This is a genomic window from Halorubrum sp. C191 (genome assembly GCF_002727095.1).
Lineage (GTDB): Archaea > Halobacteriota > Halobacteria > Halobacteriales > Haloferacaceae > Halorubrum > Halorubrum ezzemoulense.
In genome coordinates this window covers 1-10,107 of record NZ_NHNZ01000019.1, presented here as the reverse complement: position 1 = coordinate 10,107, position 10,107 = coordinate 1, and the positions used below count along the sequence as shown (strand labels likewise).

Sequence of the window (10,107 nt, the reverse complement as noted above, 5' to 3'; positions counted from 1 at the left end):
CGTCGGTGGTGGGGCGTTCCTCTCCCCCCGCGCCCGCCAGCGTCGCCTTCAGGTCGGGGACGACGGCGAGCGTCCGGTGGAGCGAGCGCAGGTCGCGGGCGTCGGCCCGCCCCCGCGAGACGCGGCTCACCAGCCGTTCGAGGTCGTAGGCGGTCGCGAGCGCGTCGGCGACCCCCTCGCGAGCGAGGCTCCGGTCGGCGAGTTCGCCGACCGCGTCGTGGCGGCTCCGGATCGCGTCCGCGTCGACGAGCGGGCGCCGGAGCCAGCGCTCCAGACACCGTCGCCCGAGCGCGCAGTTCGTCTCGTCGAGCGCGTCGAACAGCGTGTCGCTCGCGCCAAGCCCCCGGTTCTCGAACAGCTCCAGGCTGCGCTGGGCCGCCGCGTCGAGCCGGAGCCGGTCGCGGGGGTCGTACCGCCGGACCCGAGTCACGTACGAGAGCGGGCCGTCGTCGCCCTGCGTGTACTCGGCGTACGCGAGCACCGCGCCGGCCGCCCGCAGCTCCGCGTCCGCGTCGAAGCGCCGCTCGGGCGCGGGGAGGTACGGCTCCAGCCGCTCGGTCGCAGTCCGGCGGTCGAAGGCGCCGGCGTCGTAGTCGTGCGTCGTCCACCCGCGCTCCGCGTCGCTCGGCTCGAAGGCCGGCGCGTCCGGCCCCGCGATGAGTTCGGCCGGGGCGATCCGGTCGAGTTCGCCCGCGACCGCGTCCGGACCGCCGGACGTGACGAGGCACTCGCCGGTCGAGACGTCGACCGCGGCGAGCCCGACGGTCGTCTCGGCGGAGTCGTCGTCTTCGGCCGCCACCGCCGCGACGTAGTTCGTCGTCCCCGACTCGAGGAGGTCGTCCTCGACGACGGTCCCGGGCGTGATCACCTCGGTGACGGCGCGGTCGACGAGCCCCGACGCCTGCGCAGCGTCCTCGACCTGGTCGCCGAGCGCGACGCGGTAGCCCGCGTCGAGTAGCGACTCGAGGTAGGGGGCCGCGTTGTCGATCGGGATCCCGGCCATCGGGTAGTCGCCGGTCGAGTCGGACCGCTCGGTCAGCGTCACCTCGCAGACGCGGGCCACGGTCTCGGCCGCCTCGCAGAACGCCTCGTAGAAGTCGCCGACCTGAAACAGGACGAGGGCGTCCCCGTGGGCGGCACAAAGGTCGGCGTACTGCGAGAGCATCGGCGTGAGATCCTCGCGGGCGGCGGCGATCCCGGGCGGTAGCCCCGTCACCGTCTCCCTGTCCGCCGGTTCCATACGCCGTACCCGGGCGGCCGCGGTGATAAACGGTGCGGAGGCGAGGAGCGGCAAGCGAGTGGGGCCGCGAGGGAGCGAGCGGAGGCGGCGGGCGACGCGAACGCCGCCCCCGACGTGACCCCCGCCTCGCCGGACGGCCGCCGTCGGGACTCTTACGGTCCTCCGTCCCCCAGTACGTCCGTGACGAACCGAACGATCGTCGTGGTGCTCGCCGGGGCGTTCGTCGGCATGACGGCGCTGCTCGTGATCGCGGGGATCGTCCTCCACCCGATCGCGTTAGCGCTCGCGCTGCCGTTCGGCGCCGTCTCGTACTTCCTCTGGTACCACGCCAGCGGACGCCTCGACGACCAGGCCCGGCGGTCCGCCGAGCGGGCGGGACCGACTGAGCGCGAGCGCGCGAGACAGCGCGCCCGCGCCGAGGCCAACCGAGAGCGCGCGTACCGCGCCGCCGGGACCGACGGCGGTCGGAGCGCGCGCGGCCGACGGGCCGGCGCTCGCGGTCCCAGCGGAGCCGGGGGTGGGGACCCCAGTGACCGCGCGCCCGCGGCCGACCGGATGAGCGAACGGGAGGCGTACGAGACCCTCGGCCTTGACCGCACGGCCGACGGCGAGACGGTTCGCCGGCGGTACCGAGAGCGCGCGAAGCGGCTCCACCCGGACGGCGAGGACGGCGACGAGGAGGACTTCAAGCAGCTCAACGAGGCATACGAAGTGCTGAAGGAGTGACCGCCGGCCGAGCGCCTCACGCCGCGTCGAGCGCGGCGGCGACCGCCCGCTCCGCGTCGTCGCGGTCGGACCGCGTGTTGACGTTGGTGAACGTGCGGTCGGTCGTCAGCGAGCGGATCGCCGCGTCGTCGACGACGACCTCGTCCAGCCGGTCCACCAGCGCCAGCACCTTCCGGTCGCCGCGACCGAGCGCGCGGTCGCAGGCGACCGCGGCCGGCTCCGTCGCGTAGACCGCCTGCGTCGTCTGGTACCACCGCCCGTCGAGCCGTGGGACCGCGGCCTCCGCGCCCGCGGCCGCCTCGCGGAGGTGGGCGAGGAAGCCCGGGTCGACGAACGGCATGTCGCAGGCGACGACGACGGCGTAGGGGTCGGTTGCCGCCCGGCAGGCGTTCCGGATCCCCGCCAGCGGGCCGGGGTCCGGCGCCTCGTCGAGCGCCCAGCGGACGGACAGCGGGACCGCGGCCAGCGCGTCGGCGATCGCCTCGCGCTGGCCCGGGCGGCAGTTGACGACGAGTTCGTCGACGACTGGGTCGCCGCCGCTCGCGCGGTCGGCGCCGGGCGGGACCGGGTCGTCGGTCCCCGCGAGCCGGTCCGCGACCCGACGGATCATGGGGGTCCCGGCGATCGGCGCCACCGCCTTGTCCGCGTCGCCGAAGCGCGTCGAGCGGCCGCCGGCGAGGATGGCTCCGGTCGTCACGCTCGCGGCGTAGACGGCGGGGAGACTTCGCGGTTGCGGTGGCGACGCGCGAGCGCGGAGCGCGGCCGCGACGGACCGCGCTTCCGATCGCGACTGAACGGCGCGCTCGCCCGTCCATCCGCCCGAAAGCGACCCGTTAAGTGGCCGGCGACCCAAGCTATATTCATGCCAGAGGCCACGGATCTGGAGGAGCTGAAGCGGGGGACCGAGCTGGTCAAGCGCGGCTTCGCGCAGATGCAGAAGGGCGGCGTGATCATGGACGTCGTCAACCGCGAGCAGGCCCGCATCGCGGAGGACGCCGGCGCGGTCGCCGTGATGGTCCTCGAACACGTCCCGGCCGACATCCGGAAGCGCGGCGGCGTCGCCCGGATGCCCGACCCCGAGCGCGTCCCCGAGATCATCGACGAGGTGTCGATCCCGGTGATGGGGAAATCGCGGATCGGCCACCGCAAGGAGGCGGAGATCCTAGAGGCGCTCGGGATCGACATGATCGACGAGTCCGAGGTGCTCACGCCCGCCGACGACGAGTACCACACCGACAAGCGCGACTTCACGTCCCCGTTCGTCTGCGGGGCCCGGAACCTGCCGGAGGCGCTCCGCCGCATCAACGAGGGCGCGGCGATGATCCGGACGAAGGGCGAGGCCGGCACGGGCGACGTGAACCAGGCCGTCAAACACCAGCGCACGATCAAAAACCAGATCCGGACGCTCACCGGCCTCAACCACGAGGAGCGCGAGAAGTGGGCCCGCGAACACGGCGCACCGCGCGATCTGGTCCACGAGACCGCCGAGGCCGAGCGGCTCCCGGTCGTCAACTTCGCCGCCGGCGGCATCGCGACGCCGGCCGACGCCGCGCTGATGATGTACCACGGCTGCGACGGCATCTTCGTCGGCTCCGGCGTCTTCGGCGCCGAGGATCCCGAGGCGATGGGCGCCTCCATCGTCGAGGCCGTCAACAACTGGGACGACCCCGAGGAGCTCGCCCGGATCGCGAGCGGCAGCGGCAAGGGGATGAAGGGTCAGTCCAACGAGGACATGGCCGAAGAAGAGCAGCTCCAGGGCCGCGGCGTTTAAATACGCGGTCTCGGGCCGCGCGACGATCTGTGATAACTGAGCCCGTGTGGCGGGCGTAGCGACGAGCGACCGTCAGACCGCGAACCCCGCCTGCGACCGTTCCGACGTTGATAGCGACACGCGGCGACCGCTCGACTGTGCCGAACGTCTCGTCGCTCCCGCCGCCGGACTCGCCGCCTCGGCGATCGCACGCTCGTCGGTTTCGAACTGATCGGGCCGGGGGTCGCGAACGGACAGCCTCTTGCCGGTCGACCGTCAGGAACGGACGGACATGCTGATCGCCGGAACCGTCGTGGCCGACTCCGAGACCGTCATCCCCGAGGGCGCCGTCGTCGTCGAGGGGAACACGATCGCCGCGGTCGGCGACGAGAGCATCCTGCGGGACCGATATCCCGACCACGAGCGGCGCGCGTTCGACGTCGTCGCGCCCGGCCTCATCGGCGGCCACGTCCACTCCGTCCAGTCGCTGGGGCGGGGGATCGCGGACGACGCCGCCCTCCTCGACTGGCTGTTCGACGCGGTGTTGCCGATGGAGGCCGCGATGGACGCCGAGGCCACCCGCGCGGCCGCCGAACTCGGCTACTTGGAGTGTCTCGAGTCGGGCACGACGACCGTCGTCGACCACCTCTCGGTGAACCACGCGAACGAGGCGTTCGAGGCCGCGATCGAGACCGGGATCCGCGCGCGGCTCGGAAAGGTCCTGATGGACCGCGACTCGCCGGACGGCCTCTTGGAGGAGACCGACGCCGCGCTCGCGGAGAGCGAGGCGCTCATCCGGGAGTACCACGGAGCCGCAGGCGGGCGCGTCCGGTACGCGGTCACCCCGCGGTTCGCCGTCACCTGTACGGAGGCCTGCCTGCGCGGCTGCCGCGAGTTGGCCGACCGGTACGACGGCGTGACGATCCACACCCACGCCAGCGAGAACGAGGACGAGATCGAGACGGTCGAGGCCGACACCGGAAAGCGGAACATCCTCTGGCTCGACGAGGTCGGGCTGACTGGGCCGGACGTGACGCTCGCCCACTGCGTCCACACCGACGAGCGCGAGCGCGAGGTGCTCGCCGAGACCGACACGGTCGTCACCCACTGCCCCTCCTCGAACATGAAGCTCGCCTCGGGGATCGCCCCGGTTCAGGACTACCTCGACCGCGGGATGACGGTCGCGCTCGGCAACGACGGCCCGCCGTGTAACAACACGCTCGACCCCTTCACCGAGATGCGACAGGCGAGCCTCCTCGGCAAGGTCAACGCCCGCGACCCCACGAGGCTCCCCGCGTCGACCGTGCTGGAGATGGCGACCGAACACGGCGCCCGCGCCGCCGGCTTCGACCGCCTCGGCGCGCTGCGCGAGGGACACCGCGCCGACGTAATCGGGATCACGACCGACCTGACGCGCGCGACGCCGGTCCACGACCCCCTCTCGCACCTCGTGTACGCGGCCCACGGCGACGACGTGACCTTCACCATGGTCGACGGCGAGGTCCGGTACACGAACGGCGAGCACGTCGGGGTCGACGCGGCGACGGTCCGCGAGCGCGCGACGCGCCACGCGGAGCGCGTGGTCGAGCAGGCCGGCATCGACACGGCCAAACCGTAGGTCCGCCGGCGAGAGCGGGCCGCTCACCGTAAACCACCGCGATACCCGATAAAATCGGCTTTATCGGCGCAAATCCGACCGGAGTATCTCTCGTTTATACCCGTCCGCGGCCCGTCCGTCGAATCACCATGACGGACCGATCGCGGACGGCAGACGACGACGGATCGCAGCCGACAGACGACGACCGACCGGCCGACGCGGCCACCGGCGGCCTCGGCCGACGCGAGTTCGTCGCCGTCGGCGCCGGCGCGAGCGCGACGCTCCTCGCCGGCTGTACCGGCGGCGAATCGCCCCCGTCGTCTGGCGGCTCGGACGGCTCCGACGGCTCGGACGGCTCGGAACCGCTAACCGGCACTTTCCGGCTCCTCATCAGCGACGCCCCGGCCGACATCGACGACTTCGACCGGCTGGACGTGACCCTCGACCGAGCCCGCGTGTTCGAGGCTGGTGACGGCGAGGACGAGGGCGACGAAGCCGGAGATGAAAACGAGGACGACGCCGGCGAGAACGTCACCGACACCGACGGTGACGACGGGTCCCCCAACGGAACGCCGGACGACGAGGACGAGGGGGACGACGTGGCAGGAGACGAGAGCGGAGACGACGAGGAAGACACCGAAGGAGACGACGACGAGGAAGACGACGCGGACGAGGGCGAGGACCGCGGCTTCAGGGTCGTCGACCTCGACGGCGCGACGGTCGACCTCACGCAGGTGATCGACGAGGACGCGATCGCCGTCTTCGACGGCGAGCTCCCGGCCGGGGACTACGAGAAGATCGAACTGGCGGTCTCCGCTATCGAGGGGATCGTCGACGGCGGCGAGGTCGACGTGAAGCTCCCGAGCGAGAAGCTCCAGATCACGAACGAGTTCGAGGTCACCGCCGACGAGCCGGTCAGCTTCGTCTTCGATATCAACGTCGTCAAGCGCGGCAAGAACAACGGCTACATCCTCAAACCCGTGATCTCGGGCAGCGGGGTCGCGGGCCGCGACGTCGAGGTCAACGAGATCGACGAAGACGAGGACGGCGACGGCGACATCGAAGAGTCAGAGGCGGACGAAGACGGTGAGGAGGGCGGCGGCGAGGAGAGCGACGACGGGGAGACGACCGACGACTCCGGTGACGGCGACGCCACCAGTGGTAACGAGACGGACGACGCGGAGAACGGGACCGAGACCGGAAGCTAACTACGAGGAGGTCCCGACCGACGATGCGGTCGCGGACGGGCTCCTCGCCCACTGCATCGCGGCGTCGTCGTCGTTGAACGCCTCGGTGTCGACGCCCTCGACGTCGATGGTCCGCTTGAGGTACCGCCGCTTCGAGCGCTGCCCGACGACGGCGAAGCGGTCGACGCCGCGGGCGACCGCTATCTGCGCCGACTCGCGGAGCGCGCGCCGGCCGGCGTCCGAACACGGCCTGCTCGTCCGCACGACGATCACGATCGCGTCGACATCGTCGGGGTCGGTCGCGCTCCGCCAGCGGTCGAGCAGCGCCTCGCCGTCTGCGGGGCTCAGCCCAGTCCCGTGTGGGAACTCGACGACGAGGATATCCTCCTCGACCCGCAGCAGCCAGCGCTCGCTCGGTTCCATGGCACCCGATATCACGTTCCCGATAATAAATCCGCGCTCCCGAATATCACGAGTGGTATTTTCGCGGCCGAATCGGGACGCGACCGCGTCGTTACCCGCGAGCGAGCCGAAGCGACGAGAAGCCCCAACGCCGCCTTGCGTTTTCGCTCCGGATATTCGGCGGCCACGACGGCCGCCTCGACGCGGCCGCGCCGCTGTCGTTCCGCTTCAGTCACGCGACCGCGGGGTCAGCGCGGACCGTCGCCGGACGCGGCGGTCGACGCTTTGCCGGCCGCGTCGACGACCGCGGCCGCGAGCGACTCGAACGACGCCGCGTCGGGAACGACGTCGACGTCGACGCCGCGGTCGGCCGCGGTCTCGGCCGTCGGCGGGCCGATGGCGCCGACGACCGCGTCCCCCAGTCCGGCGCGCGCCGCCTCCTCGACCCCGCGGTCGGCGGCCGCCGCGAGGAAGTGGTCGACCGTGAGCGAGGAGGTGAACGCCGCCGCGTCGAGGTCGCCCGCGGCGGCCAGCTCCGCGGAGTCGCCCGCGGCGGCCGGCCGCGCGAGCCGATACAGGACGGTCTCGGTCACCTCGGCGCCGGCCTCGCGGAGCCCGTCGAGGAGGACGTCGCTGCCGTGATCGGAGCGGGCGACCGTCACGCGCTCGCCCCCGACGCGCGGTTCGAGCGCCGCGACGAGGCCCGCGGAGGTGTACTCTTCCGGGACGACGGCGACCGTCCACCCCGCGTCGCGGGCGGCCGCGGCGGTCGTCGGGCCGATGGCCGCGAGGTCGGCGTCCCCCGGCTCCCAGCCCGCCTCGGCGGCCAGTTCGACGCCGGTCTTGCTCGTGAACACGACGAGCGGCGCGTCGGCGGGGACGGCGCCCGTCGGCTCAACTTCGAGCATCGGGTCGGCGACCGGCTCCGCGCCGAGCGACCGGAGCAGCTCGACGGCCGCCTCGATCCGCTCGTCGTCCGGCCGGAAGACGGCCACGCGCGGGCGGCCACCCCCGTCTTCGCTCACGTCTCGTCACCTCCGACCGACCCGTCGTCGTCTCCCTCCGTCGCCGACCGGACCGGTGCGGAGCCGGCGTTCTCGAGGAAGGTCACGACGCGGTCACGGGTCGCGGCAACGTCGCCGATCACGGTGATCGCGGGCGGCTCGATCCCCGCCTCGTCGCGGGCGTCGACGATCGTGTCGAGCGTGCCGGTCGCGACGCGCATGTCGGGCCACGTCGCGCGCTCGACGAGCGCGACGGGCGTGTCGCCGCCGAGGCCGGCGTCGCGGAGCTCGGCCGTGTACGCCGGCAGCTTCCCGACGCCCATCAGCACGACGATGGTGCCGCCGGTCGCCGCCAGCGCCTCCCAGTCGACGGCGGACTCGTCTTTCGTCGGGTCCTCGTGGCCCGTGACGAAGGAGACGGAGGAGGCGTGGTCGCGGTGGGTCACGGGGATCCCGGCCACGGAGGGCCCCGCGATGGCCGAGGTGACGCCGGGGACGACCTCGAAGGGGATCCCGACCTCGGCGAGGTGTTCGGCCTCCTCGCCGCCGCGGCCGAAGACGAACGGGTCGCCGCCCTTCAGCCGGACGACGCGGTTCCCCTCGCGGGCCAGCTCGACCATACGCCGGTTGGTGTACTCCTGCGGCGTCCACTCGCCGCCGGCGCGTTTCCCCACGTCCTCGCGCTTCGCCTCGGGGATCTCGCCGAGGATCTCCGGGCCCGGGAGCTTGTCGTGAAGGACCACGTCGGCCGACTCGATCAGTCGCTTCGCTTTCACCGTGAGCAGGTCCGGGTCGCCCGGGCCGGACCCGACGAGGAAGACGGTGCCGACGCCGTCGTCGCGCCGACGCGTCGGGGGTTCGTCCGCGTTCGCTCCGGAGCCCGCGCCGGCGCCGTCGTCACTCATCGGCGTCGGCCTCCTCGCGGGCCTCGGCTATCAGCTCGTCCGCCCCGCGGTCCGCGAGGTCGGCGGCAAACTCGGCGGCGGCCGTCGCGTGTGACCGGATCGGGAGGTCGCGGGTGTCGGCCACCTCCTCGGTGCCGTCGGTCGACAGCACCCGCGCTCTGACGTGGACGTGCTCGCCCTGAACCATCGCGGAGACGCCGATCGGCGCGACGCAGCCCCCGTTGAGCTCGCCGAGGATCGTCCGCTCGACGGTGACCGCGACGCGGGTCCGCGGGTGGTCGACCGCCTTACGGACCGCCTCGATCACGTCGGGGTCGCTCGCGGTGACGGCGATGGCCCCCTGCCCCGCCGCAGGGACGTACTCCTCGCGCGGGAGCCGTGTCGTCTCCACCTCGTAGAAGAGGTTCGAGCGGCGTAGGCCGGCCTCCGCGAGGACGACGGCGTCGTACTCGGTCTCGACCTTCCGCTCCATCGCGTCGCGTTCGAGGTCGGACAGCGAGTCGAACCACTCCTCGACGGTCTCGTCGAACTCCTCGTCGACCTCGTCGCCGTCGGTATCCTCGTCGTCCGTGTCGTCAGCGTTCTCGTCGCCGCCCTCGTCGGCCTCCGCCGTCAGGGCATTCTCCTCGCCCGACGCGATCAGGCGCCGCTCGTGTTCGGCCTGGAGGCCGGGCGCGAGCAGCTTCTCCAGCCGCGTGTCGACGTTGCCCCGGATCGGCTCGACGGTGAGGTCGGGGCGGGCCGCCCGGATCTGCGCCCCGCGGCGGAGCGAGCCGGTGCCGACGACGGCGCCCGCGGGGAGGTCCTCGATCCCGAGTCCCTCCGGCTGGACGACCACGTCGCCGGAGGGCGCCCGCTCGGGGACGCCGGCGACGACGAGCTCCGCCATCTCCTCGGTGGGGAGGTCTTTCAGCGAGTGGACCGCGAGGTCGGCGTCGCCGGCGAGCACCTCTTCGTCCAGGGCGCGCACGAACGCGCCTGTCTTCCCGAGGCGGTGGATCAGTTCGTCGGGGATCTGGTCGCCGCGCGTCTCCACCTGCCGGAGTTCGACGTCGCGGCGCCGGCTCGACAGCGCTTCGCGGACGGTCTCGGCCTGCCGGAGGGCCAGGTCCGACCCGCGGGTCGCGAGCCTGAGCGTTTCGGTCATACCCGGACCGAGGTCCCCCGCGTTCAAAAGCGCACCAGTTCGGCCGCCTCGGCGACCGAGACGGCTCGGTCCCCATTTGCGCGGCGCGGCTCAGGCGGACACCGAGGCAACTCCCGCCACCGTCACGGGCCCTTTATCCGTCGCGCCCC

Annotated in this window: 9 protein-coding genes and 1 pseudogene; 4 read left to right on the top strand and 6 right to left on the bottom strand. The window is 72.7% G+C overall.

What is annotated here, in order from left to right; all coding sequences use genetic code 11:
• Positions 1-1,240: pseudogene (locus Z052_RS01095) on the bottom strand (DNA mismatch repair protein MutS); the annotation flags it as partial.
• A 180-nt stretch (positions 1,241-1,420) separates the two neighbouring features.
• On the opposite strand from Z052_RS01095, the gene Z052_RS01090 reads away from it, so the two are divergent.
• A complete protein-coding gene (locus Z052_RS01090; RefSeq protein ID WP_094520253.1) occupies positions 1,421-1,966 on the top strand; it encodes a DnaJ domain-containing protein in 546 nt (181 codons plus the stop codon).
• Positions 1,967-1,982: 16 nt separating this feature from the next.
• Here Z052_RS01090 and Z052_RS01085 read toward each other — a convergent pair whose 3' ends face one another.
• Positions 1,983-2,663, bottom strand: a complete 681-nt coding sequence (locus Z052_RS01085) for a molybdenum cofactor guanylyltransferase (RefSeq protein ID WP_089308192.1) — start codon at positions 2,661-2,663, stop codon at positions 1,983-1,985.
• Positions 2,664-2,828: 165 nt separating this feature from the next.
• Here Z052_RS01085 and pdxS point away from each other — a divergent pair, with 165 nt between their 5' ends.
• From pdxS to Z052_RS01070, 3 genes are all read left to right on the top strand, one after another.
• Positions 2,829-3,737 (top strand): pyridoxal 5'-phosphate synthase lyase subunit PdxS, encoded by a 909-nt coding sequence (pdxS, locus tag Z052_RS01080; protein WP_094519417.1) that lies wholly within the window; start codon positions 2,829-2,831, stop codon positions 3,735-3,737.
• 271 nt (positions 3,738-4,008) lie between these two features.
• On the top strand, positions 4,009-5,334 hold the full coding sequence (locus tag Z052_RS01075) for a 5'-deoxyadenosine deaminase (RefSeq protein WP_094519418.1): 1,326 nt from the start codon (positions 4,009-4,011) through the stop codon (positions 5,332-5,334).
• A gap of 128 nt (positions 5,335-5,462) precedes the next feature.
• Positions 5,463-6,521 carry a DUF4382 domain-containing protein gene (locus Z052_RS01070; RefSeq protein ID WP_094519419.1) on the top strand — a complete coding sequence of 353 codons (1,059 nt, stop codon included), beginning with the start codon at positions 5,463-5,465 and terminating at the stop codon, positions 6,519-6,521.
• Here the strand turns inward: Z052_RS01070 and Z052_RS01065 are convergent, their stop codons facing one another.
• The 4 genes from Z052_RS01065 to hemC all read right to left on the bottom strand — a co-directional run bounded on the left by Z052_RS01065 (position 6,522) and on the right by hemC (position 9,958).
• Positions 6,522-6,923: a hypothetical protein gene (locus Z052_RS01065; RefSeq protein ID WP_049930647.1), complete on the bottom strand. Its 402-nt coding sequence runs from the start codon at positions 6,921-6,923 to the stop codon at positions 6,522-6,524. It lies immediately after the preceding gene.
• A gap of 227 nt (positions 6,924-7,150) precedes the next feature.
• Positions 7,151-7,927 (bottom strand): uroporphyrinogen-III synthase, encoded by a 777-nt coding sequence (locus Z052_RS01060; protein WP_086215633.1) that lies wholly within the window; start codon positions 7,925-7,927, stop codon positions 7,151-7,153.
• Complete coding sequence (gene cobA / locus Z052_RS01055) at positions 7,924-8,811, bottom strand: uroporphyrinogen-III C-methyltransferase (RefSeq protein ID WP_086215632.1); 888 nt, start codon at positions 8,809-8,811, stop codon at positions 7,924-7,926. Before cobA ends, Z052_RS01060 begins: the two co-directional genes overlap by 4 nt.
• Positions 8,804-9,958 carry a hydroxymethylbilane synthase gene (gene hemC, locus Z052_RS01050; RefSeq protein ID WP_049930651.1) on the bottom strand — a complete coding sequence of 385 codons (1,155 nt, stop codon included), beginning with the start codon at positions 9,956-9,958 and terminating at the stop codon, positions 8,804-8,806. The genes cobA and hemC overlap by 8 nt, the downstream gene beginning before the upstream one ends.
• Between the last annotated feature and the right edge of the window lie 149 nt (positions 9,959-10,107).